We start from the raw sequence: 26,157 nt of genomic DNA, 5'->3' as shown, positions 1-26,157 counted from the left end.
GAGCGTGTTTGAATCGTTTATCAAATCCATTTTCTATTAATAATTTTTCATTTTACTCTACTCACCCCAGAGTCATGTTCAATCCTGTCGGATTTCACCGACTCTTCCCCTCTCTTCCAGAAGAGAGTGGCAAAGCGAGTGCAACGAGCTTGGGGAGAGTATAGAATATCAGTAACTTGGAGCGTGTTTGAATCGTTTATCAAATCCATTTTCTATTAATAATTTTTCATTTTACTCTACTCACCCCAGAGTCATGCTCAATCCTGTCGGATTTCACCGACTCATCCCCTCTCTTCCGGAAGAGAGGGGTAAAGCGCGTTTTAACGTGCTTGGGGAGAGTCTAGAATTTGAGCAACATGGAACGTGCTTGAGTCATTTGTCAAATCGATTTTCTATTAATAGTCTTTTGTTTTAATTGAACTCACCCCAGAGCCATGTTCAATCCTTATCGGATTTCACTGACTCTTCCCCTCTCTTCTGGAAGAGAGGGGTAAAGCGAGTGCAACGAGCTTGGGGAGAGTTTGAGAAAACCTTCAAATATTCTTTAAGTTGTTGTAAATTAGTGCATCAACCTAAATGTAATGAGTGATCAGTCACCAATAGGAAGAGCACGGCGCTTGCGTCAAAATATGACCCGTGAAGAAACGAAACTGTGGGGACGGCTTCGAGCCCGTAAGTTTCATGGGTATAAATTTCTTCGGCAACATCCGATTATATATCAACTAGACAATAATCATCCACAATTTTTCATAGCTGATTTCTATTGCGCTTCGCAAAAGCTGGTCATTGAAGTTGATGGAAAAATTCATGACTTTCAGAAGGAGGATGACCAACACCGTGATGCGATTCTGCAAGGACTTGGGATGCGGGTTCTAAGGATTAAAAATGAAGAATTGAAAGATGTGCATAACGTTCTCGACAAGATAAAGTCAGTGCTTGACTCGTGATTCTGTATCGGCTTTGCAGAAAAGATAACTCACCCCAGAGTCGCTTCCAATCCTGTCGGATTTCAGCGACTCTTCCCCTCTCTTCCGGAAGAGAGGGGCAAAGCGAGTGCAACGAGCTTGGGGAGAGTCAAAAATACCATATTACTCTTCTTCCCCCATCTCGCGTGGTCAATTTCAGCTTTTTTGCCTTGTTTTTTATTTCGCGAGCTTAACTTTTTATTGATGCAGTGCTTAGGTAGGGGTAATCTTTTTCGGGTTTGTTTTGTTAACTTAGACGAGCCTTAACCGGCTGATTAGTTATTGTCTAACCTGCACTTGTGCACAAAACCACTTAACCGTGAAAAGAATTATTTTGCTGGCCCTCGTGGGTCTTTTTTTTAGTTATTCGGCGTATTCCCGCACCCAGTCAGTGGTTCGGGGTGTTGTCTACGAAGACAGCAATCAAAACAACAAAAAGGATCGCAAAGAAAAAGGAATTGCCGGTGTGGCAGTTTCCAATGGTGTTGCGGTTGTTCAGACCAACGAGCGCGGCGAGTATACGCTTCCGCTGGCCGACGACCAGATTATTTTCGTGATTAAACCTTCAGGTTACACCCTTCCGGTGAATGAATACAACCTGCCTCAGTTTTACTACATCCACAAGCCCAATGGCTCGCCCGAGTTGAAGTACGAAGGCACGGCCCCAACAGGAGATCTCCCTCGTTCGGTTGATTTTGGCTTGTATGCTGATGACGATCAGAGCCAGTTTCGCATGCTGGTTTTTGGTGACCCACAACCCTACAACATGAACCAGATCGATTTCTTCTCGCGTGGCATTGTTGAGGAGTTGAAAGGGATCGATAACGTGGCCTTTGGCTTGAGCCTGGGTGACCTGGTAGGCGACAACCTTGATCTGTTTCAACCTTATAAAGAAGCAGTGCAGCCCATTGGTGTGCCTTGGTACAATGTGATGGGGAATCACGATATGAACTACGATGGGGAGGAAGATCACCTGACGGATGAGTCGTTTGAAAAGCATTTCGGGCCGGCCAACTACTCGTTTAATCACGGCAAGGTGCACTTCATTGTGCTGGATGATATCCTGTATCCGGACCCGCGTGATGGAAAAGGCTACTGGGGTGGATTTCGTGAAGATCAGCTGCAGTTTGTGGAGAACGATCTTCGCTTGGTCCCCAAGGATTACCTGGTGGTATTGGCTTTCCACATCCCCATTAGCGAGCCAGCGGGTGACCCTTACCGCGATGCTGATCGCGAACGCTTGTTCGAGCTGCTGAAAGATTTCCCGTACACCCTGTCCTTGTCGGCACATACCCACTTGCAACGTCAGGATTTGTTTGACGAGAAGGCCGGTTGGCAGCAGGATGGTTTTCACCATCACTACAATGTGGGAACCACCTCGGGCGATTGGTACAGTGGTCGTTTAAATGAAAATGGTGTGCCTTATTCCACCATGCGTGATGGTACTCCCAAGGGCTATGCCTACCTGAACTTTGATAACAACCAATACCGCATCAACTACAAGGTGGCAGGTCGTTCGGACGATTACCAGTTCGAGATTTATGCCCCTAAAGTGGTGGAGCAGAACAAGGGAACTTCGGCCGGCATTTTTGCCAACTTCTTTATGGGGAGTGAGCGCGACTCGGTGTTCTACCGGGTGGATGATGGCCCTTGGGTGCAAATGCATCGGGTGAATGATTCTGATCCATCCTACTTGCATGTGCTGCATGAGTATGATTTTACAGAAGAGCTGCTGGATGGACGTCGTCCGTCGAATGCGGTGGACTGTACCCACCTGTGGCGCGGACGGATCCCAACCGACCTGGAAGTGGGTGAGCATACCATCGAAATTAAAGCAACCGACCTGATGGGGCAAACGCATACCCAAACCAGTACCTATCGGATTGCGACCAAAGAATAGGTTGAAGGAGGCCGGAGAAGGGAAACAGGAGAACGAATGGAGCATTCTAAGAAAGGAATGATTCTTTTTTGTTTCAAAAACCTTCAATACATCGCTTAACGAAAAGCCCTTGATCAGGAAGATGCCTAGTCTTCGGATCAAGGGCTTTTCGTGTTTATAATAATGGAGAAAGGAAAACGGGAACCGGAGAAAAGGGAATAGAGGATGAGTCCCTTTGGCTTGAAGAGAGATTAAAGAGAATGCTTGTTGCAAGGGGTATCACTGATAAACTCACCCCAGAGTCCTGCTCAATCCTGTCGGATCTCACTGACTCTTCCGCTTTCTTCCGGAAGAAAGGGGCAAAGCGCGTGTAGCGAGCTTGGGGAGAGTTTGTAAAACAAGCGATGGGAAAGATTCTGAGACAAGTTCAGGAAGATGCTAAACTCAAAGAAGACACGAATCCAACTACTAATTATCGGAAAAAGGATTGGCCTACGAGGGTTTTTAACCAGAAAACAAGGGAAGGAATTCGCGTAGGTACTCGCTAAGAAAAACCTGTTTGACGACCAAAGGGAGGAGTTGGTTTTCGGGGAGTGACTGATCCGTGGTTTTCATTCAAAACCCTCGTCAGCCTTGATCTTTTCGTTCTTTTGGATTAAGCCAAAAGGACAAGTAGGTTTAATGTGATCGGAAGAGTTAGGAAGGAATGGAACCTCACACTGATAAAGAAAAGTGAATCACCTCGTCACCGATCAATCGGTGCCACTCCTCCTCGGAAAGGAGGAGAAACGGCAAACTGCTTTTGCTTTGTAATCAAGAGACATGTTTGCCGTCATCCTTTCTGTGTTTTGAAGATCTGAAAGGTTTAAAAAGTAAGAAGAAAAAATCAAGCCTTTTCCCAAGTTCCAACCTTTGGAAAAGCTCAAGCAATAGCCAAACTATTTGGGGCGATACAGTCCTTCGTGCGTTTCGCGGATGAGTTTGGCTATCGGAATGCCTTCCGGGCAGCGGCTAAGATCAATTTGTTGCAGGTTTTCCTCGGTTGGAAACTGCCCCGGAAACCAATGGTCTTTTTCCTGGAACATGTTGTAGCGGTATTCGCCAAAGGCTTTCATGTCATAGCACTTCCAGAGTTTCCGGAAGCGCAGGATCTCGGGAATGTTCAATCCGGAAGGATCATTTTCCATGGCGTAGCCATTAAAATCGGCATAGGGCACTTCTGCCACTTGCTCGTCCAGCAGCCTTTTGATGCGTAAATCATCGGCTGACAAGGGCGATGGCGCCGGAAAGATACCATTTAACGGGTCAAAATGCTCAGGTTCATTCAAGCCAAAAGACAAGGTGTGTACGCCGGGATTGCTTAGGCAAAAGCGGGCATTCCATTGAAGGGGGGAAAGCGGCGCCGTCAGCTGCTGGAGCTTGGGCGGCGGACTAAACAAGCGTCCCCCTTTGTCGTTGGGCGAGATGATAAAAACACCCATGTCCTTTTGTTGGGCCAGGGCAATGGCTGGCTCGTTACGCTGAAAGAAATAGTAATAGTGCAGGTTGACAAAGTCGAAGAGGTCTGTTTCAATGGCTTTCAAAATAACGTGGAGCGGCGCGTGTGTACTAAATCCTACATGCCCAATCACTCCTTCCTCTTTGAGCTGAAGCAAGGTTTCCACCGGGCCTCCTGGAGCACAGGCCTGTTCGAGCAGCTCGGGCGTGTTGATGCCATGCCAGGCATAAAAATCAAAATAGTCGGTTTGCAGGGTCTTCAGTTGTTCCTCCACCAGTTGACGGGTGGCTTCGGCTGTTTTTGGATTGCCCTTGGTCATCAGGAAATAGCGGTCGCGTTTGACTTTGAGCTCCTGATTCAGCACGCGCCCAAAAATCGTTTCACTTTTGGTGTAGCCGTAAGCCGTTTCAATCAGGTTAATGCCTTGCTCCAGCGCCATCTGCACGGTTTGGCTGGCTTGGTTGAGGGTGTCGTGCGGCACCTCGTGGCGGGGAAGTTGATGGGCATGTTTGAAACGCATGCCGCCAAGGGTAATGACACTGAGGTGTTTGTTGGTCTTTCCAAAACGACGGTATTCCATCTGGGGCCGAAACAGGCTGAGGTTCGAATAATCCATAAAATGAAGGGCTTAAGAGGCACAAAAGTAATCAATCAAACAAGAAAACCGGAAGGAAGGTTTAGCAATTGAATGGAGGAATAAGCTTTTGCGCTGAACCGCTTTTCAGAAAAATGCCCCATCTTTACAGACGATAATGACAAGATTAGCCTCATGGGAAACAAATTTCTTCAGTTGGTAAAACGCTTTCTGCCTGACGGATTTATCACCGGCATTCTGGTAATGATTCTATTGGCTTACCTGCTGCCGGGTATCGGTAAGGAGGGGAGTACCATCGAACTGAAGGTGGTGATTCGCTATGGAATTTCACTGTTGTTTTTTTTCTATGGCTTGCGCTTAAGCCCCGAGAAACTGAAAAATGACCTGAGTAACTGGCGGCTTCACCTGCTGATTCAAGGCATTACGTTCCTGATTTTTCCACTAACGGTGCTGGCTTTTCATCCGCTGTTTGCCGGCACCGACCATGAAATCCTCTGGCTGTCGGTGTTCTTTTTGGCCGCTTTGCCTTCCACGGTTTCGTCATCGGTGGTGATGGTTTCCATTGCTGAAGGAAATATTTCCAGTGCCATTTTCAACGCCAGTATTTCCGGGGTGATCGGTATTTTGCTTACCCCCTTGTGGATGAGCCTTTTTATGGAGCGGCAAACGGAGGCCTTTGCTTTTGGTCAGGTATTGCATGACCTGGTGATCCAGATTTTGATTCCGGTTTTTGTGGGACTGATTCTGCATCGTTGGTGGGGAAAATGGGCGAATCGCAACAAAGCTTACCTCAGCTTATTCGATAAATCGGTGATTTTGATGGTGGTGTACCGAAGTTTCAGCGATTCTTTTCTAAACGGTATTTTTAACAGCATTGCCCTGCACGAGTTGTTGCTGCTGGGCGGCAGTGTTATCGGCTTGTTCTTCTTTATTTTTGAAGGAACCAAATACCTGACCAAACGCTTGCATTTCAATCGCGAAGACCGGATAACGGTGCTGTTTGCCGGCTCCAAAAAATCATTGGTCCATGGCTCGGTCATGGTGATGGTGCTGTTTGGAGACACCACCATTGGCAGTCTGTTTCTGGTTCCGGTCATGATCTACCATGCTTTTCAACTGTTCTACATCAGTATTATCGCGCGCCGCTATGCCCGGGAGTTGCATCAGGGCTGAGTGGTTTCATGATAAGGAAAACCCAGCTTCAAATCTGGGGGATGAAGCTGGGTTGGGAGTCTACCTAAGGGAATATAGGGAGATTATTCGGAATAGTAGGTGTAAGTGCGGTTGCACACCACCTGGGCAATGCCGTCTTTGTAACCGGTATAACTGATCCAGTTTCCTTTGTCATCGTAGGTGTATTCATAAACATACACTTCGGTGGTGTTGTCGCGTGCGCTGTATACTTCCTGCGATTGAAAGAACCCATGATCATTGGTCACAAAATTCATTTGTACCTGTAGGGTATCGGAGTTACTTGCGGTGTAATTGTCCAGTTGGCCTGCCATGTTGTAGTTAAACCGGACATAGCCCCGGGGTTGTTCCCGGGAGTTGTACCATTGCATGGCTGTCTTTTGCCCCAGTTGATTGAGGGTGACCACGGCATAGTTGATTAAGGTATCGGTTTGGCCATGAAAGCGTTCCATTTTAAGCTCGGTTTCCGAAGGATGGCTGATCAGGACATAGTTCCGAACGGTATCCTTGCTGATCCAGCTGGCTTTGCTGACTTTTCCGTTGGTGCTTTCCACCGACCAATGTCCAAAGGAATGATCGTTTTCATCCAGGAAAACACTTTGTTTGACGTTGCCGTTCTCATCAAAATGGACTTCGATGTCATTGGTCCACTGAATCAGGCTGTCCCGGTCAGCCAGGCTGATGCGCTTTCCGGCGATGATACCACCATTTTCTTTTTGAGCCCAATAGTTTACTTCCCGGAACATCTGAACATGGCCATTCAGGGTTTCAGGAAAATAGAAATAGGGTGTAAAAATGCCAACAACTGTTTTTTCAGCCGGCTTCATTTCCTGCCTGGCGCAGGAAAATAACAGCATTACGATTAAGCTTAAACTGAGCAGTTGAAGTTTACTCCTTTTCATAGCTAAAGGCTTTTTTGTAATACACTTCACCCGATTTAACACTGGCAAGGCAGGCAATAAAACGCTTGTTTAGCGGCTTAAACACTTCGCCCAATTCATCCTGAAATTTCTTGTCCTGTTTATAGAAATCCTGCACATCTTTGCCATACGACCAGGCGATCAGGCTTGGCATTTCCATGCCAATACCGGGCTTGGCAATGTACCAAGGATCATCGTAGTTGTGTTCGGCAAGCAGTTTGTTGGCATCCCGAATAACAGCTTCAACCTCTTCCTGCTTCCCGGGAATGATCCGGAATTCCTGGAATTGCAGGTAGCCGGCTTCGGCTATTTCAGGTCTTGGATTTTCGGGTCGGAACGAAAGTTCGTATTGAGTGATCATTGTAAACGAGTTGTTTTTGGTTTTCGTTTTTCCAAAAGCAACGGCTTTTTCTTCGCCCCACTCGTCCATAATCATATCCCAGTGCTCTTCAATGACCGTAATGTCATCGAGTGAGTTGATGGGGTACCAGACTTCAAAGTCCAGGTCGCGTGTTGACCAAACATAAAAGTTAAAGGGAAAATCATGTTCTTTGGCTAAGGCAGCCAGTTCAATACTCATTTCCTGATACTCAAATAGGGCATCAGGCGTTACGGTTTCTACATAGCAGTACCAGAGTTGTTCTTTCTTGTTTTCCTGTGCGTAGGTAAGTAAGGAAACGAGCATCAAGGCAAGTAGCGGAAGGAAATAAATTTTTTTCATGAATGTTGAGATTTTTAAATAAGAATCAAGTCAAACGTTTTGTAAAGCAAGATTGAAGGTCTTTGCAGTTGTTTCAAGTGGACGATCGGTCAGAGCTCTTTGTAGGTGATGTAGCTGGTTGTCTTTAACACCAGGCTGGTGTATTCCTTCTGAAGTGCTTCGGCGGCTTCTTTGGAGCCTTGCTGGCTGATAAATTCTTTCCACCATTTTACTCCATCCGGCGAACGTCGCCATTCCATGTCGGCAGGCCCGTTTTTCATGGTCCAAATCAGCATCATGTTGTATTCTCCGGTCATAAACCAGTGCATTTCAGGTCCCGGAACCTGGGCGGCTGCTCCTGCAGCTTTGTATAGCGTGATGATTTCTTTGGCACGTTCGATGGTGCCGGGCTTAAAGTCGACAAGTACCACTTCTTGCCAGCTTACATTTTCAAACTTGACCGGTTTAACCTCTTCCTGAGCGAATAAACCGGAGGCGGTAACGAGTACCAAAACGAATAATAAATGAACTTTTTTCATACACCTTGTTTTTGTTATCATTATGTTTAAACTTTCCAGAGCGTAGGTTTACTTCGGGTTGATTTTGGTGTATGTAAAGGCAGCAGAAGATCTGCTTGGAAGTTGCTTTGCTTTTAGTAATAAGCAAGTTACGCCTTATTTAGACTAATTCAAAATAACTATGTTTAGCTAGCTGAGATGAATTGTTTTTGATGGTCTAAACGCTTGTTAATAAGGGAAAAACAGCTGCGAGTTTTTTTGAAATTATCAAGCATTCGTGCGTTATCGGTTTGTTGTTATGCGTTTCATGGAAGGCTGAGGATGTGAGACTTATTTAAAAGTCGGTGAAAAAGAAGGCTCGAAAACTGGTATTGATTTAATATCTTTATTGAGTTGCACGAAAAGCAAATGGTTATTATGGGTCGAACGCTTGCGAAAATAAGCCTTGTTTTGCTGCTGATTGTTGCCTTGCCAATGGGATTCTTTCTGGTTCGCGAGTTTTCAGCCTTGACCAAAAACGAACAGATGGTGGAGCGGGTTTTCAGCACCCAGCTCGAATCGATTTTATACTCTATTAACCAATATTCGGAAAACATTGTGGTGCAGTGGAGCCAGAGTCTGGATCAACCGATAGCTCCTGAAGATGAGCTGATGCAGGAGATAGTGGACAACCTTTTCCAGAACAATGCGGCGATTCGTGCGGTGCGTTTCCTGGATTTGAAAGCATCGCAAGAAGAGGCTGTTTACTTTAGCGATTCCGTTTTCAGCCTCAATGTTTGGCCCGAAAAGGCGGAGGTGGAGCAGCTTCAGACTTACCTTGAAGCCAATTACCAGCGCATTAAGGAAGCCCAGTGGCAGGATAATCTGTTGCTTTATTTTCTGCCTAAAAACAGAAGTGGGGAGCAGCTGTGCCAGCTGGTGGTTGATCCCCGGACTTTTATGGAGCAAAACCTGGGGCCCATGATTCAACAGGTGGCGCAGGACCTTTTTTATATTGCTATTTCCGATTCGCTGACGGGCTATGTGGTTTATGCCAATGAAGCAGAAATCGGGAACAGTCAGTCTTTGAAACAGGCAGCCATGTGGTACTTGCCTGAATATAAGCTTGGGATAAGGCTGAAGTCGAAGACCCTGGATGAATTGGCCTCCGAACGCAGCCAGCGTGATAATTATACCATGATGGCTATGGGGCTGTTGGTGGTGCTTGGTTTTGTATTTGTGCTGGTTAATATCCGGAAAGAGATGAAACTGGCAGCGATTAAAGCTGAGTTTGTGGCCAATGTGTCGCACGAAATACGAACCCCTTTGGCCTTAATTAGCATGTATGCCGAAACGCTTTTGCTGAAACGGGTAAAAACGGAAGAAAAGCAGGTAGAATACCTGACCACCATTCAACAGGAAAGCGTTCGCCTGACAGATATTGTCAATCGTATACTGAATTTTTCCCGCATTGAAAGGAACCGGATCAAATATCGTTTTGAAAGGGTTGATCTGAAGCAGGTGATTCCTGAAATGATTGCCTCGTTTGAATCTCACCTCTCTGCTGCCCAGGTGAATTGTTGTTTTGAAGCGTCGGATGATGATGCCTGGGTTGAAGCCGACCGGGAAGCGCTGAAAACGATGATGAACAACCTGCTGGACAATGCCATTAAATACAGCGATAAGGCTGAAAAAGAAGTTCGTGTTCGAGTGGTGAAAAGAGCCAAACAGGTTTGGGTGGAGGTTCAGGACAATGGGATTGGCATTTCATCCAAAAATCAAAAACACATTTTTGATCAGTTTTACCGGGTTACTGAAGGCGACCTGGCGCACCGGGCCAAAGGGTCGGGCTTGGGACTCAACTTGGTAAAACGGATGATGAAGGTGCATGGAGGCCAGGTTACGGTGCGCAGTAAGCTGGGAGAGGGGAGTACATTTATTTTAAAATTTCCGCTAAAAACAGAAAAGGATGTCCAAAATTCTAATCGTTGAAGATGAGCAGGCCATGTTGGTTGGCTTGCGCGATAATCTCGAGTTTGAGGGTTATGAGGTAGATACCGCCAACCGGGGCGACGATGGCCTGAAAAAACTGCAATCCGGCGCTTTCGATTTGGTCTTGCTGGATGTGATGCTGCCGGGGATGTCGGGCTTTGATGTGTGTAAAAAGGCGCGTGCCGCCGGCATGGATACGCCAATCATTCTGCTGACTGCCCGTGGTGAAGAGCTGGACAAGGTTCTGGGATTAGAACTGGGTGCCGACGATTATGTAACCAAGCCGTTTAGCCTGCGCGAATTACTGGCCCGTATCAAGGTGATCCTGCGGAGGGCAAACCCGGGGAATGCGTCAACAGCCGAATTTTTGGTTATCGGTAGTTTGCGGGTTTCTTTTGAGGCCTACGAAGCTTTTAATGGCAGCAACCAGCCTGTGAAAATGTCGCACAAAGAGTTTGAGATTCTGCATCACCTTCATCGTCATGCCGGCAAGATTGTAAGTCGGGATGAAATTCTCGATCATGTGTGGGGTATGGATTACCAACCTACTGCACGCACGGTGGATAATTTTATTGTTCGGCTTCGGAATAAGATTGATTCTCCGGACAGCCAACACATTATTACGGTACACGGCGTGGGTTATAAACTGGTGCTGTGAATGATGCAATCGTCTTTTTGACTATCCGATATTCGGATTGCTTGATTCTTAGAAAGTTCGTGCCTTCTCAGTCTTCTGTCTTTCAGTTTGATTCCTGATTCTTTGTTCTAGATTCTCGAGACTCATTACTCCCTTTGTTCTTTTCTCCTCAAATGGTCCATTGCAGCTAGCTCGATGGTCCACTCCCTGTGTTTTTTCTTGTTGGTGACATTTCTGTGACATCTTGTGGCATCGTATGACGCGTGTTTGACAGGCGGGTTACATCCGTGCACTTACTTTGTATCAGAAACAATTACAAGTAGTAACACTTAAAGCCCAAAGCAATGAAAACAAGAAGAACAATTCCGATGATGGTTGTCGCCTTGATGATGATGACCGGCCTGGCTTTTGCCGGGGAAACCGCAACAAACATGGCCAAAAAAGACCTGTACAATGAAATCTCTGATTGTTTTAAAGAAGAAATTAAGGACTGGAACAATTACTTCTACCAAAACAACATCAACCAGCTGGATGAAAAAGTTCAGGTGTGTTTTATCGTCAATGGCGATCAATCCTTGAGTCTGGTTCGGCTTCGAAGCGATGATGAAGCAGCGAAGGATTACGTGAAACACATTTTTAAAACCAGTGAACTGAAAGCGGACAAAGTGCTTGTGGGGAAAGCCTATGTCTTTAATCTTGCGGTGCGCTACAACACGAAGTAGCGAAAAGTATGCAGCATTTCGAATTGATTTTGTTTTTAAATATCTTGTACGCAACTTCACTCAATCATGGCTAACAAAACGTATATAATTTATCTGTTTATCCTGCTGGCTTTTAGTTCTTCGGAGCTGAAAGCTTCGGATTGGAAGATGCTGGTGGATTTAAAAGGGCGCTGGCAGTTTACGGTAGGCGATGATCCGGAGTGGGCCCGCCCGGAAACCGATACGCATGATTGGGATTTTATTGATGCCCCCAAAGCTTGGGAGCATTATTACGAAGGGTATAATGGATATGCCTGGTACCGGAAAAAGTTTGGATTGACCGAACTTCCAAAAACGAAAATGGTCCACCTGTTTTTAGGGTTTATTGATGATGTGGATGAAGTCTTTATAAACGGGCAAAAGGTTGGTCAAACCGGAGGCTTTTTCCCCAATTATGAAACGGCTTACGATAAAGAACGGCACTACCTGGTTCCGGTCTCCCTTTTGAGTAATTCTGAAAATACCATTGTCATTCGCGTGTATGATGAAGGGCGTGAAGGTGGAATATTGCGGGCCGATAAGTTTGGACTTTACTCTGATCTCGATCAGGATCGTATGGTTGTTGATTTGAGTGGGATGTGGAAGTTCAGCACGGATAACTTTGGCCAAATGAACAGTCCGCAAACCAGCGATGAGCAATGGAATGAAATTTATGTCCCTATGAACTGGGAAAGCCAGGGGTATGCTGATTATAACGGAACGGCTTGGTATCGAAAACGATTTGCCCTTCCTGAATCTCTGAAAGGAGAGGAGCTTTACCTAGTGTTGGGGAAGATTGATGATTATGATGAAGTTTATTTGAATGGGCATGAAATTGGGAGTGTCGAGGAGCTGGATGGCTATTCGCGCTTCCAGCGAAACAATGCCTGGTCGCTTTACCGCATTTATAAAATTCCTTCAAACTATTTAAGGAGTAAAAACCTGCTTTCGGTTCAGGTGGAGGATGTCTTCGAGTTTGGCGGGATTTACGAAGGGCCCGTTGGAATCATGAAAGCTGAGGATATTCAGGGGTTCCGTGAGCGAACGCGATGGCAGGAACAAAACAGTGGATGGAATTCTTTTTTTCAGGAATTGATTCGTTTATTTGATTAGCGATGAGGAAAATGCATTTCATACGGTGGTTGGGAAGCCTGATCCTGATTTTGGTGATGACTCCGTTGTGCTTGGCTTTTGAGCCAGACGAGATGAGCTTGCGTGGTTTGTGGAAATTCCGCATTGGCGACCAACGCGAGTGGGCTTCGTTGGACTATGATGATTCAGCCTGGGACAAAATCAGGGTGCCTGCCCGATGGGAAAATGAAGGTTTCCGAGGATACGATGGCTATGCCTGGTACCGAACCTCGGTGTTGATTGATCAATCGTTGGCGGATAAAAAAATGGTATTGGAGCTGGGCTACATCGACGATGTGGATGAAGTGTTTATCAACGGGGTTCGGGTGGGACAGACAGGCTCGTTTCCTCCTCATTTTTCAACAGCCTACAATGCCTTGCGTAAGTATCAGATTCCTGCTCATCTCATTCGTTTCGGCGAAGAAAACCTGATTGCCGTTCGGGTTTACGACAGTCAGCTTGAAGGAGGAATTGTTTCAGGAAACGTGCGAATTTACACCTCAGGTGTGCTTCCTCCATTTTTGATTGACTTGACGGGAAACTGGTTATTCAACAAAGGAAAAGCATTCAACGCAAACAATCATACCGATATTCTGGTCCCGGGAGCCTGGGAAAATCAGGGTTACAATAACTACAATGGCTATGCAGTTTACACGCGTAAAATTAAACTGCCGGCTGATGTTGTTGGGCAGCGTTTGGTATTGCTTGCCGGTAAAATTGACGATGCCGATCAGCTTTATTTGAATGGCCGGCTGATGGGACAAACAGGAGATTATGAACGTTGGTCGAACCGAGATTTCGATGGTGACTTCCGGAACTATTTTTTTCCGCCAGGAGCTTTTAAGTCCGACAAAGAAAACATTCTGGAAATCCGCGTTTACGATCGCACCGGCTTAGGCGGAATTTATGAAGGCCCGGTTGGGATTATGACCCAGGACCAGTTTCGAAAATACTGGAAATCAAAACGACGAAATTAGGCTTTACAATTCGTTTTTGACGATTGGATTTATCATTCAGAGAGCAGCCGGCTGTTGACAGCTTCCTGCTCTTTTTTGTGTCCAAGGATTCTGCTTGTGTGGGAAGCTGCGAAAGCTGGTCGAAATCCGGCATAACTGACGATCTTATTTGTGTCAGTTTATGGCGAGTTGTCGTGTATATAAATGATTTATTGTATATTTAGCCTTCGAGTAAAAAGACAACATTTAACCTATATCCAAACAAAAGAATAGATCATGACAAAGTTTAACAACAGAAGAGAATTTTTAAAGATTTCAGCGGCTGGAGCCCTTGGATTGACTGTTTTAGGACCACTCGCATGTGCTCCAAAAGCTGTTGACCGAAAAAGCTTCGGAGTGGGGCTGCAATTGTACACCATCCGTGATGCCATGGCTGCCGATGTGTTGGGTTCGCTGAAAAAAGTATCGGACCTGGGCTACAAGAATCTTGAGTTGGCCAGTTATTCTGATGGCAAGTTTTACGGCTATGCTCCGAAAGAATTCAAGAAAATCGTGAGCGACTTGGGAATGACAATTTTAAGTAGTCACACTCAGGTTGAGGCCGCCGGAATTACCGTTGATAATGCTCAAAAGATGGCTGATGACCATGCCGAGTTAGGCGTGAAATATTGTGTTCAGCCTTGGGTGAACGAAGAGGACCGCAACATTGAGACCTATAAGAAAATGGTAGGCGATTGGAATGAAGTTGGTAAAATCATGAAAGGCGTTGGTATCCAGTTTGGTTACCACAATCATAACTTCGAGTTTAAAAACATTGATGGTGTCGTGCCTTATTTCGATATTTTTATGCCTGAAATGGATCCGGAGTACATTACCATGGAGCTTGATTTGTTTTGGACCAACAAAGCCGGATACGATCCAGTGGACTTGTTTAACAAATATCCCGGAAGATTCCAGTTATTCCACATGAAAGACATGGGCAAGAAAGAAGCTCCGTTCTTTGATGTAAACAAAGACGATGTTACATCGGTTGGTGCCGGGGTTATTGATTTCAAATCGATTTTGGCAGCCAAAGATGTTGCCGGCATGAAATATATGTTTGTTGAAGATGATAATCAGGGGAACGGAAGGCCTTTTGAAGAGCTGGAAGTAAGTATCAAGAACCTGACAACAGATATTCTGGTGTAGCTAGCACAACAATTTTAAATAAGAATGAAACCCGGGGCTTTTTTGCTTCGGGTTTTTTTATGCTTGTTGGCAATCTTTACAAGGCTTCTCAGAATTCGAATTATTGGGATTGTTTGATTTTCAAAATGATGGGAATGAGCCTCGGAGAATAAACAAAATAATTAACTTTACGAAACAGGTATCCCAAATTGTGTTTGACACGCTTTCGAACCTGAATTGACCTAAACGAAATAAACTATGACTAATCGACTACGCTTAACAAGTTTCCTGCTTTTATTGCTGCTTGGCGCTTCCGTTTGGGCAGGCAACAATTCGTCACTCAAATTATGGTATAGCACTCCTGCTGAAAAATGGACCGATGCCTTACCTATTGGAAACGGTGGACTGGGTGCTATGATTTTTGGTGGTGTGGCACATGATCGCATTCAATTCAACGAAGAAACGCTTTGGCAAGGAGCCCCGCATAGTTATGCTCATCAGGGTGCCTGGAAGCATTTGGAAGAAATACGGCAATTGCTTTTTGACGGTAAGCAGAAAGAAGCCGAAGAGTTGGCGATGGCTGAATTTATGAGCGTGCCGCTCGGACAAATGGCCTACCAGGCTTTTGGTGATTTGTACCTGCACTTTCCGGAGCACACGGATTTTACGAATTATCATCGCGAGTTGGATTTGGAGCAGGCTGTACATCGGGTGACTTATCAAGCTGATGGCGTAAATTACACCCGGGAGTACCTGGCTTCCTATCCTGATCAAGCTATTGCCATTCAGCTTACGGCTGATCAGCCCAAGGCCTTGAATTTTGATTTGTCATTTGATGCCCTTCACGAGTCCAAAGAAATCAAAGCCGATGGAAACGAGCTTTCGCTGAAAGTACAGGTGAAAGATGGTGCTTTATATGGAATAGCCGGCTTGCGTGTTTTTTCCGATGGCTTGGTTGCTGCCGAAGGCAGTCAACTTCGAGTGGAAGATGCCAGTACGGCCACCATTTATCTGACTGCTGCAACAAATTATGTCAACTATAATGATGTCAGTGGAAAGCCGGTGCTAGATGTCCGGGAAAGGCTTTCCTGGTTGTCGAATCAAAAAATGGGAGACGTTCGTCAGGCACATCAGGCCGATTATCAGAAACTTTTTCAGCGGTTTAAGGTGAGCTTTGGAGCGAATGAGCGACAGCTTCTGCCTATAAACGAACGTATTGTCGCATTTAATAAGAATTCGGATGATCCTCAGTTGCTGGCTTTATACATTCAGTATGGGCGTTACCTGCTTATTGCGAGCAGTCGGCCGGGAACACAGCCAGCCAATTTGCAGGGGATCTGGAATCATCAGCTTGATCCGGCATGGGATAGCAAATGGACGGTCAACATCAATACGGAGATGAACTACTGGCCGGCCGAGCTGACCAACCTGGCCGAATGTCATCAGCCACTTTTCGATATGATTGCTGATTGCGCCGAAACAGGGAAGGAGGTTGCATGGGAGCATTACCAGGCACCGGGCTGGGTACTCCATCACAATACGGATATTTGGCGGGGCACAGCACCCATTAATCACTCGAACCATGGTATTTGGGTAACCGGAGGAGCCTGGCTGAGCAGGCATTTGTGGGAGCACTTCCTGTTCTCTCAGGATCGCGAGTTTTTAGCTCGTAAGGCTTATCCTATCATGAAAGGGGCTGCTGAGTTTTTTACTGATTTTCTGATTGAAGATCCTGTTACAGGCTATTTGATCAGTACGCCATCCAACTCACCGGAGATAGGTGGTTTGGTTGCTGGTCCGTCGATGGATCATCAAATCATCCGCGCCTTATTCCGTTCGTGCATCGAAGCTTCTTCTATTTTAGATACCGATCCGGATTTTGCCCGGAAATTAACTGACCTGCTGCCGAAAATTGCCCCCAATCAGATTGGACAATACGGTCAGCTGCAGGAATGGTTGACTGACCTGGATGATCCTAATAATAAACACCGGCATGTGTCTCATTTGTGGGCGGTTCATCCGGGCAATGAAATTAACTGGAAGGAAACTCCGGAGCTGATGCGAGCTGCGCGGCAATCGCTCATCTTCCGGGGAGATGAAGGAACCGGCTGGAGTTTGGCTTGGAAGATTAACTTTTGGGCTCGCTTTCTGGATGGAAACCATGCTTACGACATGGTGAAACTGCTTTTTCGTCCGGTAGACATTGATGGGGTGGCTTACTCGGGCGGTGGCGGTTCGTATGCTAACTTATTCGATGCCCATCCGCCCTTCCAGATTGATGGCAATTTTGGAGCCCCTGCAGGCATGATCGAGCTGTTGGTACAGAGCCATCTGGATGAAATATCGATTCTTCCGGCTTTGCCCGCTGCTTTGCCGGAAGGAAGCATCTCGGGTGTTTGCGCCCGCGGCGGTTTTGAGCTGGCTTTTAGCTGGCGTAAGGGTAAGCTGGAGAAATTGGAAGTTTGGTCAAAAGCCGGTAAGCCCTGCAAGTTGAAGTCAGGAGAATTGGAAGTGGAGTTACAAACCGACGTGGGGCAGAAATATACCTTCGATGGGAAATTGAACCAATTGTAGGCTGATAAGCCGCAGGCAGTTTCAAAATCAATCTGAAGAAGAGCTTGTTACTAGTTGTTTATTGCTTTGTTCGGGTTGGAACTGTTGAAGGAATTGCGATTTGGGTTAAGAAATCATCTGTTTTCATTGATATTTTGGTGGTACTTCTCAATAAATGAGGGCATTTTTAGGAAGATTGATTTCTCTGAAAATGATGAACATTTGAAATGAAGAATAAACTTATGACACTAAAAATGCGGCTAAATTTAAAATTGTTTCTTGTCTTTCTGGGAGTATCGGTTTTTACCTGTTTTGGGCAGGCAAAGGAGGACGAGTTGATTAAATACGTTGATCCCTTTATAGGCACACAGTTTTTTGGACACACGTTTCCGGGGCCATCGCTACCCTATGCCATGGTTCACCTTGGCCCGGATACCGGTACAGAAGGGTGGACGTATTGTGGCGGATATGTTTACGCTGACAACTCAATTATTGGTTTTAGCCATACCCATTGGAGTGGCGTAGGCATGGTTGATGGAGGTGATGTTCTGTTAATGCCTACCGTTGGGAATAAGCTTCAGCTGGTTCCGGGAACGGCAGAGGAGCCAGACGCGGGCTATCGTTCCCGCTTCGATCATTCGGATGAAAAGGCTTCCCCGGGCTATTATGCTGTTTTGTTAAAAGATTATGGAATAAAGGCCGAGTTAACCACGACCCGGCGGGTGGGTTTTCATCGATACCGCTTTCCGAAAGCTGATGATGCACGGGTAATTCTTGACTTGGGGCATCAAATTGGCGGGAATCAGGAAACGGATGTTTCTGAACTTCGAATCCTCGATAACCAGCGGATTGAAGGGGTGAAAGGATCAGGTGCTGGTAAGGTTTATTTTGTTGCTGAATTTAGTAAGCCATTTCAATATTATGGAACTTTTGATGCAAGCTATTCGACTCCTGAGTCAGGTGCTGGTTATTTCCCCTATAAAAGTGGGGAGCGGGGAGTAGATATAGGTGCTTTTGTCACATTTCAAACCAAAGATCAGGAGCAAGTTTTGGTGAAAGTTGCTCTTTCATATGTGAGTATTGACGGTGCCCGGAAAAATATGGAGGCAGAATTGCCCCACTGGGATTTCGATCTTGTAAAACAACAGGCAGAGGATGTGTGGAACAGTGAACTGTCGCGTGTTCAGCTTGAGGGAGCAACAGATGACCAGAAAACCATCTTTTATACGGCGATGTATCGTTCGTTGCTTGCCCAGTATATTTCGCAGGACGCGGACGGTAAATACATGGGGGCCTCCGGAGCGATAAAGGAGGCTAAAGGTTTTGATTTTTATGGCTCATTTTCCTGCTGGGATACGTATCGTTCGCAACACCCTCTTTTGACCTTAATTGCACCTGACCATGTCAATGATTTTATCAAATCCATTGAGGCAAAAATCCGTGATTATGGATGGCTGCCGGCTCAGCATTTTCAAAATGTTTTTGGACAGGGTATGGTAGGTGACCATTTGGTGCCGGTTATTGTTGATGCTTATCGGAAAGGATACCGGGATTATGATGTGGATTTCATTTACAATGCGATGCGTAAGAAGGCCCGTGAGTTTCCAGCTCCACCTGCCTTACGCGAGGACGCCCGATCCGGCCTCGAATACTTATTGAAGTTGGGCTATGTCCCGGTGGATAAAATTGAAGAGTCTGTACCCAAAACGCTGGAGTTTGCCTATGATGATTGGTGCATTGCTCAAATGGCAAAAGATTTGGGAAAGCTGGATGATTATCAGGATTTCATGAAAAGTGCAGCCAATTACAAGAACGTTTGGGATGAAAGCACACAATTTATGCGTCCACGAAAAAGCGACGGTTCCTGGCTGGAAGCGCTAAATGGTCGAGACCAGCATGTTGTATCTGAAGGGGACCACTCCTATTATGCCTACTTTGATCCCTTACTGGTTGGCCGACGTCCTAACCGTTATTACACCGAATCAAATGCCTGGCAATATCTCTGGTCGGTACAGCATGATGTCAATGGCTTGATTCAACTTTTTAGAGGGAAGGAAAATTTTGTAGATAAGCTGGATACCTTTTTTGAAATGAGTCCACTGATTAGTTTACCTAAATATGTTGGAGTGGTGGGTACCATTGGGCAGTATGTGCATGGCAACCAACCATCCCATCATGTTGCTTACTTGTATAATTACGCAGGACAGCCCTGGAAAACGCAGAAACGGGTTCGGCAGGTTGTGGAGCAATTGTACCGCACTGGCCCGGGAGGACTTTGCGGAAATGAGGACATGGGATCATTGTCGTCGTGGTACGTGTTAAGTTCACTTGGTTTTTATGCTGTAACTCCGGGGTCGCCAACTTACGTTATTGGAAGTCCGTTGTTTGGAGAAGTCCGGCTGAAGGTAGAGAACGGGAAAACCTTCACGGTAAAAGCAGTGAATAATTCGACTCAGAATAAATATATTCAATCGGCAATGCTGAATGGGAAGCCATTTTCTCGCACATGGATTTCACATGCGGAGATTATGGAGGGAGGAGTGCTTGAGTTTCAGATGGGACCAAAGCCTCAGCGAGGTTGGGGAACGGGCATTAGCGATGTGCCTCCCTCATTAAACGATAATCTGTAAGTGCAGCTTTTATTGTTTTTGGTTTGGTAAGGAAGAACAGGTGTTGATAGCTTGAGTTTCTGATTGCACAGCTATTGAATAAGGAATAAAAAAGACCAGCAAGTGATAAACTTACTGGTCTTTTTGTGGGCTGTACTGGATTCGAACCAGTGACCCCTACCCTGTCAAGGTAATGCTCTAAACCAACTGAGCTAACAGCCCTTTCGAATCACAAAAATAGAAAAATTATCATTCCGTTTTTAAATTATCAAAAAAATGGATTGATTTATGATACTTTACAATCCAATGCGATACCTATCGTGATGAATCAAGCCTTTTTATATCTTTGTTTGATTAAATTTGAATCGTACTTGTTTCTAAATTTATGAAAAGACAGCAACTGATAAGATATATCTTCCTATTCTATTCATTTTGGCTCGCCTCATGGCCTGTTAAGGCTGCTGAAGACGTTGTCTTTAAGCATTATGATGAAAGCATTTTTGTTATTTCTAACTTTTCTGGAACTGATGCTACTTTAAAAGAAACAAAATCTGTTCAACAGTTATTGAATTCAAACATTGGCGGATTTCGGTTTTACCTCGAATGGGAGCGACAGCAAAACCAGTTGATGCTTCGTAATTCGCGTGGACAGTCAACACCCTTTCTGGATCAGCTTATTTTGATTCGGAAGCACCTGGAGACCAAGCCGGATAAAATTTTAACTTTATTTCTGGATTTTAACGTGAATACCAATGAGTTGAGTCAAGTGGTTGAAGAGTCCGGGATCCTGCCCTATCTCTATATTCATGAGTCGGACAATGAATGGCCAACGCTCAGAAACATGGTGGAAACCGGTAAGCGGGTGGTTGTTTTTATGATGCAGCAACACCGGAACAGTCCTGATTGGCTACATTATGTTTGGGACTATGCTGTTGAACCTTATTTCTCTATTTTGGAAGCGCCTGATTTTATTGGTGAGTTTTTAAAAGGCGATCCCAAGAACAACCTGCTGATTTATAATGATTATAATTTCCCAAGGCGGGCAGGTCGTCCGGATGATTCGTTTTTCAATACAACCCAAAATCCTTACTTGATTGAACATGTGAAAAATGTTTGGAAAAGTACCGGGAAGACTCCCAACTTCATCATGTTGGACCGGTATCAGAGTTGGATTATTCAGGTGCTATATCAGTTGCGAAGCTTTCATACCATAAAGGGGACGGTGACCTTCAATGCCCAAACCCTGAATTATGTGAGTTGGGAAGGAACCAATAGTTTGACCAGTGGAAAATATTGCTTCCCGGTAGGTCCGGGTGAAACATTGACCTTAAGTCCTAAGAGTCCGGGATACCAGTTTAAGCCCGAAACGGTTGTTTTTGAAGAGCCGGAACAAAATAAACTACAGCATTTTGTGGCTGTACCATTGGATATTACTGAAGGACTGGAAGCTTACTATGGTTTCGAAAATGGAGCTATCGACTATAGCATCAATGGGGTTAATGGGAAAGATGTTGGCGTGCACTACAAAAATGATCCCTTGCGGGGGATGGTGGCTGTTTTTGAAAGTGAAAGTTTCATTGAATTGCCCAAAGCAGAAGATCTCAAACTGAGGGATCATGACTTTACTGTTTCGGCGTGGGTTAAGGTTGATGCTTATGATACGAATAATAAAGATATCAGTATCATTGGAACCAAGGGCAGTTCTTATCAGCAATCGATTCACTTGGTGTTGCGCAACCGGAAACCTTATTTCGGATTTTACTCCAATGACTTGGAAGGAAAAACCATCCTTGAAACAGGACGCTGGTATCACCTGGTGTGGCGATACAATAAATTGACCGGTGAACAAGCCATTTTTGTGGACGGAAAGTTGGATAGCCGTTCGTTGGGGCATCCTTCGTACAAAGGGCGCGAAAACATCTATTTAGGAATGGCTGGCTATGCTGCCAGTGCGCACATGAATGGGGAGATTGATGATCTGGTGATTTGGTCACGAACACTTGGCGAAGAAGAAATCTGGAGTTTGAGCAAAGATCTGGTTGATTTGGCGCAAAGCCGGAATGTATTTCTGCGTTATCCTTTGCTGTCAAAAATAGGTGTCATTTTTCTGGCCTTGGTCTTTCTGTTGCTTATCTACCTGAAGCTGCCGGCTCGTTTAGGGCGCAAGCGTTTGCTGCCTCCTGAAAAGCTGAAGGAACTGGACGATGAGCTTCATGATTACCCGGAAAAGAACTTCATACAACTTTTTGGCGATTTTCGAGTGGTGGATGCTGAAGGAACGGACATTACCGGACAATTCACGCCCAAAATTAAACAGCTGTTTTTGTTGGTTCTTGTTTATTCACAGCATAATCGGAAAGGAATTTCAACGAAGGAACTGTCTCGGATTCTTTGGCCTGATTTGAGTTATCAGAATGCTAAAAACAGCCGGGGCGTTACGATTCGTAAGTTGAGAATCATCTTGGAGCGAATGGATCAGGTTGAAGTGGTTTTTAATGTTGATCGCTGGACCATTCAATTCAGTAAGGCCGTTTATTGTGATTATGCAGAATGCCTGAAGTTGCTGAATGAAAATAAAGAAAAGGAGCCCGGCTTTTATCTGGATTTCTATAAGATTATTCGTGGTGGTGAAGTGTTTAAGGATGAATCGCATGATTGGCTGGATGACTACAAAGGCAATGTGGGGAATAATATTGTTGATAATCTGCTGAAGTTTATTCATTTGTTAGATCCACAGACTGATCATGAACTGATTTTAAAGCTGGCTGACCGGATTCTGGTTACTGACCCGATTAATGATCAGGCCCTGTCTTTTAAGCTTCGAGCACTGGTCATTCAGGATAACCTCAATACCGCCAAATACACCTATGAGAAGTTTGCTTCGCTTTATGAAGAACTTTATGGTGAAAAATTAGAGCTTACTTTTGACGATCTTCTCAAGGCCTAAGCTTAGCTTTTTTACAAGAGGGTTAATTTTTTTTGTTAATCTTCTACATTCCTTTTTATCAATATTTTATGATTTTGTGTTTTTGGGTGAAAATGTAAAATTAACCCATTTATTAACCCATCATTAACCACTGCCTAAGTCAGGGTTAAAGGGTGGGTAACTGTCTTCTTTTAGATTCAGGTCACTAATTTACCAAAAACTATAATTGAGACCTTGATGAAATTGAAGTTAGAAAGAATGTGGAGTGGCAAACGAATTTATGCAGGCTTCATATTCATTGGCATCATAGCTTGTGTAGTTGTTCTGAATTTAGGGAACAAAGCCATTGAATACACGGAGACGGATGATTATTGTATGTCTTGTCATGTGCATCCGCATGCAGAGCAGAGTTGGAAACTTTCTACCCATTATAATAATAGTGCCGGAGTTATTGTGCATTGTGTCGAGTGTCATTTACCTCCCAAAGGACATGGTCACCTGGCAGCCAAAGCAAAACATGGCTTTAAAGACGTTTATGGCATGTTGTTTAAAGACAGCGCTGACTACAAATGGGAAGAAAAACGAAAACTTGAGAATGCCCGGCATTTTGTTTATGAAGATGCCTGTTTGAAGTGTCACCAGAATTTATTTCCTACCACCTTGTCTCCGGAAGGAGATGATGCTCACCTATATTACTTGACAAGCAAGGAAGAGTTGCGCTGCATCAACTGTCACCTGCATGTGGGGCATCATGATCCGAATGCCAAGCACGAACACAACCTGAGTTTTGGGAAGCTTGCCGAAGCGAATACGGAAATTTACGAAGCGCCGACGCAGGTTGAATCCTTTGAAAGTTTTACGGAGAAAATCCCAGGAACCAGTGTATCCTTTGAAATGGTTGCTGTGCCTGGAGGCACTTTTCAGATGGGAAGTCCTGACGATGAGCCTCTGCGTGATTCGGACGAAGGACCTGTTTTTAATGCGCAAGTGTCGAACTTCTGGATGGGAAAAGTTGAAGTGAGTTGGGATGAATACCTGGCGTTTTTCAATGCGACATCCTCACAAGGTAGGAAAGAAGCCCTTGAGGTGGATGAAGAAGTGGATGGTATTACTGGCCCAACACCTCCATGGGGAGCACCGGACCAGGGCTGGGGAAGAGGATCCAAACCTGCGATTACCATGAGTTGGAAAGCGGCCAATACGTATTGTCGCTGGCTGAGTCAGGTTACCGGTAAGAAATATCGGCTCCCAACCGAAGCGGAATGGGAATATGCTTGTCGAGCAGGAAGTCAAACGCCGTATTTCTTTGAAGGCAGTCCGAAGGACTATTCAGCCACCGGTATTTTCAGAAAAATATTTTCACCCGATACCACCCTTATCAATACTTATGTGGCTTACGAGCTTAATAGCGATGGGCAAACCAAAGAGCCTAATTCGGTTCGTCCCAATGCGTTTGGACTGAAAAACCTTTCGGGTAATGTGGCGGAGTTCTGTCTGGATTTTTATGATCCGGCCATTTATAAGGAATATGCCAAGGAGAAGCTTGTGGTTGATCCGAGAGGACCTAAGAACGGACGCGAGCATGTGGTGCGTGGTGGATCGTTTAAGAGTGATGCGAAAGATGTGCGCAGTGCAGCGCGTGACTATACAAAAACAAAAGCGTGGTTGATGACTGACCCACAGATGCCTAAATCCATTTGGTGGTATTCGGATGTGGTGGAAGTTGGTTTCCGTGTTGTTTGTGAGGTAGAAGAATTAATTGAGCAATAAAATAAGATCAAAGTCATGACCAATAAATCAAAAAATATTAACCGACGCCGGTTTCTTGAGGCCACAGCATTTGCCGGAATTGGCGTGATTGGAGCCGGAGCCGTTTTATCATCCTGTAAGAATACGAAAGATGCTCAGGTTTTAGGCTTGCCACCTATTTTGAAAGCGGCTCCTGCCGGAAAAAAGCTGCGGGCTGGTTTGGTAGGTGCCGGAAATCGGGGAACCGGTGCGGCGATTAATTTTATTAGTGCCGGGCCTGATTTGGAAATTGTGGCGTTGGCTGATGTATTTCAGGATAAAATTGATGCTTGTCGTAAGCGTTTTGCTGGCTATAAACGCCCCATTAAGGAGGAGAACTGTTTTGTAGGCTTTGACGCATACCAGAAGCTGATGGCGCTGGAAGAGGTGGATGTGGTGTTGCTGGCAACACCTCCGCAATTTCGACCCGAGCATTTCAAGGAGGCCGTTAAGCAACAGAAGCACGTCTTTTTAGAGAAGCCAATGGCGGTTGATCCGGTTGGTATTCGCTCGGTAATTGCCACAGCAAAAAAAGCGGAAGCGATTGGAATGAATGTAGTTACCGGAACGCAGCGTCGTCACCAGGAAGATTATATTGAAACGTACAAGCAGGTGGCTAATGGAGCCATCGGAAAAATTACCTCGGCTAAAGCGTTTTGGAACCAGAATCATGTTTGGTTTCGCACGCGTGAGGAAGGCTGGGATGATATGACCTACATGCTTCGCAACTGGAATAACTTTTGCTGGTTGTGTGGCGATCATATTTTAGATACCCATGTTCACAACATTGATGTGATCAACTGGTTTGTGGGAAGACAGCCCGAAAGTGCGATTGGTTATGGTGGTCGTGCCCGACGTTTGACGGGGGATCAGTATGATTTTTTCAGCATTGACTTCGACTACGGAAACGGGCTTAGTTCACACAGTATGAGCCGACAGATTGATAATTGTGCGAATGGAACGGGGGAGATGATTGTTGGAACGGAAGGTTACACCAACTGTCAGAATACCATCTGGAACCTGGATGGGACGGTGAAATGGAAATTTGAATATCCGGAAGGAGAGGATGGGCAGCCCATGTCGAAGGTGAAAATTCCACCTTATGTACAGGAGCATATGCACTTGGTTCATGCCATTCGTACGGGCGAGTACGTGAATGAAGCGGAGCAAACAGCCATTTCAACTTTGACGGCTATTATGGGGCGGACAGCCGCTTATACCGGGCAGAAGGTAACTTGGGATGAGATTTTTAAATCGGATATGGATTTGGGACCAAAGGAGATGAAATTTGGTCCGGTAGAGATGGAATTTCCTGTTCCTGTGCCGGGAACAGCACACAAAGCTTGATAATACCTGAGCCAATTAAACCACTATTTACCAAAGACGGGGGAAGCTCCAGTTTCCTCCGTCTAA

Annotated in this window: 18 protein-coding genes and 1 tRNA gene; 14 read left to right on the top strand and 5 right to left on the bottom strand. The window is 45.3% G+C overall.

What is annotated here, in order from left to right:
* The first annotated feature begins 581 nt into the window (after positions 1–581).
* Together Q1A18_RS10170 and Q1A18_RS10165 are read left to right on the top strand one after the other, a co-directional pair.
* Positions 582–947, top strand: a complete 366-nt coding sequence (locus Q1A18_RS10170) for a DUF559 domain-containing protein (RefSeq protein WP_299579141.1) — start codon at positions 582–584, stop codon at positions 945–947.
* A gap of 337 nt (positions 948–1,284) precedes the next feature.
* A complete protein-coding gene (locus Q1A18_RS10165; RefSeq protein ID WP_299579139.1) occupies positions 1,285–2,865 on the top strand; it encodes a calcineurin-like phosphoesterase family protein in 1,581 nt (526 codons plus the stop codon).
* A 917-nt stretch (positions 2,866–3,782) separates the two neighbouring features.
* Here Q1A18_RS10165 and Q1A18_RS10160 read toward each other — a convergent pair.
* Positions 3,783–4,958 carry an aldo/keto reductase gene (locus Q1A18_RS10160; protein WP_299579126.1) on the bottom strand — a complete coding sequence of 392 codons (1,176 nt, stop codon included), beginning with the start codon at positions 4,956–4,958 and terminating at the stop codon, positions 3,783–3,785.
* A gap of 153 nt (positions 4,959–5,111) precedes the next feature.
* Here Q1A18_RS10160 and Q1A18_RS10155 point away from each other — a divergent pair, with 153 nt between their 5' ends.
* On the top strand, positions 5,112–6,110 hold the full coding sequence (locus tag Q1A18_RS10155; RefSeq protein WP_299579124.1) for a bile acid:sodium symporter family protein: 999 nt from the start codon (positions 5,112–5,114) through the stop codon (positions 6,108–6,110).
* A gap of 83 nt (positions 6,111–6,193) precedes the next feature.
* Here Q1A18_RS10155 and Q1A18_RS10150 read toward each other — a convergent pair whose 3' ends face one another.
* From Q1A18_RS10150 to Q1A18_RS10140, 3 genes are all read right to left on the bottom strand, one after another.
* Positions 6,194–7,030, bottom strand: a complete 837-nt coding sequence (locus Q1A18_RS10150) for a hypothetical protein (protein WP_299579122.1) — start codon at positions 7,028–7,030, stop codon at positions 6,194–6,196.
* The gene (locus Q1A18_RS10145) at positions 7,017–7,769 is read right to left on the bottom strand and encodes a hypothetical protein (RefSeq protein WP_299579120.1); all 753 of its coding nucleotides are present in this window, start codon (positions 7,767–7,769) and stop codon (positions 7,017–7,019) included. Before Q1A18_RS10145 ends, Q1A18_RS10150 begins: the two co-directional genes overlap by 14 nt.
* 89 nt (positions 7,770–7,858) lie before the next feature.
* Positions 7,859–8,287 carry a hypothetical protein gene (locus Q1A18_RS10140; RefSeq protein WP_299579118.1) on the bottom strand — a complete coding sequence of 143 codons (429 nt, stop codon included), beginning with the start codon at positions 8,285–8,287 and terminating at the stop codon, positions 7,859–7,861.
* Positions 8,288–8,683: 396 nt separating this feature from the next.
* Here Q1A18_RS10140 and Q1A18_RS10135 point away from each other — a divergent pair, with 396 nt between their 5' ends.
* The 8 genes from Q1A18_RS10135 to Q1A18_RS10100 all read left to right on the top strand — a co-directional run bounded on the left by Q1A18_RS10135 (position 8,684) and on the right by Q1A18_RS10100 (position 20,051).
* The gene (locus Q1A18_RS10135; RefSeq protein WP_299579116.1) at positions 8,684–10,237 is read left to right on the top strand and encodes a HAMP domain-containing sensor histidine kinase; all 1,554 of its coding nucleotides are present in this window, start codon (positions 8,684–8,686) and stop codon (positions 10,235–10,237) included.
* Positions 10,215–10,895 (top strand): response regulator transcription factor, encoded by a 681-nt coding sequence (locus tag Q1A18_RS10130; protein ID WP_299579114.1) that lies wholly within the window; start codon positions 10,215–10,217, stop codon positions 10,893–10,895. The genes Q1A18_RS10135 and Q1A18_RS10130 overlap by 23 nt, the downstream gene beginning before the upstream one ends.
* 323 nt (positions 10,896–11,218) lie before the next feature.
* Positions 11,219–11,596 (top strand): hypothetical protein, encoded by a 378-nt coding sequence (locus Q1A18_RS10125; protein WP_299579112.1) that lies wholly within the window; start codon positions 11,219–11,221, stop codon positions 11,594–11,596.
* Between the two features lie 66 nt (positions 11,597–11,662).
* Positions 11,663–12,727, top strand: a complete 1,065-nt coding sequence (locus tag Q1A18_RS10120) for a sugar-binding domain-containing protein (RefSeq protein ID WP_299579110.1) — start codon at positions 11,663–11,665, stop codon at positions 12,725–12,727.
* Positions 12,728–12,738: 11 nt separating this feature from the next.
* On the top strand, positions 12,739–13,722 hold the full coding sequence (locus Q1A18_RS10115; protein WP_299579108.1) for a glycoside hydrolase: 984 nt from the start codon (positions 12,739–12,741) through the stop codon (positions 13,720–13,722).
* Positions 13,723–13,977: 255 nt separating this feature from the next.
* Positions 13,978–14,889 (top strand): sugar phosphate isomerase/epimerase, encoded by a 912-nt coding sequence (locus Q1A18_RS10110; protein WP_299579106.1) that lies wholly within the window; start codon positions 13,978–13,980, stop codon positions 14,887–14,889.
* Positions 14,890–15,126: 237 nt separating this feature from the next.
* Positions 15,127–17,442, top strand: coding sequence for a glycoside hydrolase family 95 protein (locus Q1A18_RS10105; RefSeq protein ID WP_299579104.1), 2,316 nt, complete (start codon positions 15,127–15,129; stop codon positions 17,440–17,442).
* 206 nt (positions 17,443–17,648) lie between these two features.
* Positions 17,649–20,051, top strand: a complete 2,403-nt coding sequence (locus tag Q1A18_RS10100) for a GH92 family glycosyl hydrolase (protein WP_299579102.1) — start codon at positions 17,649–17,651, stop codon at positions 20,049–20,051.
* A 126-nt stretch (positions 20,052–20,177) separates the two neighbouring features.
* On the opposite strand, the gene Q1A18_RS10095 is transcribed toward Q1A18_RS10100, so the two are convergent.
* Positions 20,178–20,252, bottom strand: a tRNA-Val gene (locus Q1A18_RS10095).
* A gap of 343 nt (positions 20,253–20,595) precedes the next feature.
* Between Q1A18_RS10095 and Q1A18_RS10090 the strand changes: the two genes are divergently transcribed.
* The 3 genes from Q1A18_RS10090 to Q1A18_RS10080 all read left to right on the top strand — a co-directional run bounded on the left by Q1A18_RS10090 (position 20,596) and on the right by Q1A18_RS10080 (position 26,091).
* Positions 20,596–22,977, top strand: a complete 2,382-nt coding sequence (locus Q1A18_RS10090; protein ID WP_299579100.1) for a LamG-like jellyroll fold domain-containing protein — start codon at positions 20,596–20,598, stop codon at positions 22,975–22,977.
* Between the two features lie 216 nt (positions 22,978–23,193).
* Positions 23,194–24,726: an SUMF1/EgtB/PvdO family nonheme iron enzyme gene (locus tag Q1A18_RS10085; RefSeq protein WP_299579098.1), complete on the top strand. Its 1,533-nt coding sequence runs from the start codon at positions 23,194–23,196 to the stop codon at positions 24,724–24,726.
* 15 nt (positions 24,727–24,741) lie between these two features.
* Positions 24,742–26,091: a Gfo/Idh/MocA family oxidoreductase gene (locus Q1A18_RS10080; protein WP_299579096.1), complete on the top strand. Its 1,350-nt coding sequence runs from the start codon at positions 24,742–24,744 to the stop codon at positions 26,089–26,091.
* The last annotated feature ends 66 nt before the right edge of the window (positions 26,092–26,157 follow it).

The organism is uncultured Sunxiuqinia sp. (assembly GCF_947495665.1).
Classification (GTDB): Bacteria; Bacteroidota; Bacteroidia; order Bacteroidales; family Prolixibacteraceae; genus Sunxiuqinia; species Sunxiuqinia rutila.
This window is presented reverse-complemented; position numbering and strand designations above follow the sequence as displayed.

Bases quoted from the DNA above. Each gene is read 5' to 3' on its own strand.
- Q1A18_RS10170 (WP_299579141.1), top strand. From the start codon at position 582: ATGAGTGATCAGTCACCAATAGGAAGAGCACGGCGCTTGCGTCAAAAT.
- Q1A18_RS10160 (WP_299579126.1), bottom strand. From the start codon at position 4,958: ATGGATTATTCGAACCTCAGCCTGTTTCGGCCCCAGATGGAATACCGT.
- Q1A18_RS10155 (WP_299579124.1), top strand. From the start codon at position 5,112: ATGGGAAACAAATTTCTTCAGTTGGTAAAACGCTTTCTGCCTGACGGA.
- Q1A18_RS10150 (WP_299579122.1), bottom strand. From the start codon at position 7,030: ATGAAAAGGAGTAAACTTCAACTGCTCAGTTTAAGCTTAATCGTAATG.
- Q1A18_RS10145 (WP_299579120.1), bottom strand. From the start codon at position 7,769: ATGAAAAAAATTTATTTCCTTCCGCTACTTGCCTTGATGCTCGTTTCC.
- Q1A18_RS10140 (WP_299579118.1), bottom strand. From the start codon at position 8,287: ATGAAAAAAGTTCATTTATTATTCGTTTTGGTACTCGTTACCGCCTCC.
- Q1A18_RS10135 (WP_299579116.1), top strand. From the start codon at position 8,684: ATGGGTCGAACGCTTGCGAAAATAAGCCTTGTTTTGCTGCTGATTGTT.
- Q1A18_RS10130 (WP_299579114.1), top strand. From the start codon at position 10,215: ATGTCCAAAATTCTAATCGTTGAAGATGAGCAGGCCATGTTGGTTGGC.
- Q1A18_RS10125 (WP_299579112.1), top strand. From the start codon at position 11,219: ATGAAAACAAGAAGAACAATTCCGATGATGGTTGTCGCCTTGATGATG.
- Q1A18_RS10120 (WP_299579110.1), top strand. From the start codon at position 11,663: ATGGCTAACAAAACGTATATAATTTATCTGTTTATCCTGCTGGCTTTT.
- Q1A18_RS10115 (WP_299579108.1), top strand. From the start codon at position 12,739: ATGCATTTCATACGGTGGTTGGGAAGCCTGATCCTGATTTTGGTGATG.
- Q1A18_RS10110 (WP_299579106.1), top strand. From the start codon at position 13,978: ATGACAAAGTTTAACAACAGAAGAGAATTTTTAAAGATTTCAGCGGCT.
- Q1A18_RS10105 (WP_299579104.1), top strand. From the start codon at position 15,127: ATGACTAATCGACTACGCTTAACAAGTTTCCTGCTTTTATTGCTGCTT.
- Q1A18_RS10100 (WP_299579102.1), top strand. From the start codon at position 17,649: ATGAAGAATAAACTTATGACACTAAAAATGCGGCTAAATTTAAAATTG.
- Q1A18_RS10085 (WP_299579098.1), top strand. From the start codon at position 23,194: ATGAAATTGAAGTTAGAAAGAATGTGGAGTGGCAAACGAATTTATGCA.
- Q1A18_RS10080 (WP_299579096.1), top strand. From the start codon at position 24,742: ATGACCAATAAATCAAAAAATATTAACCGACGCCGGTTTCTTGAGGCC.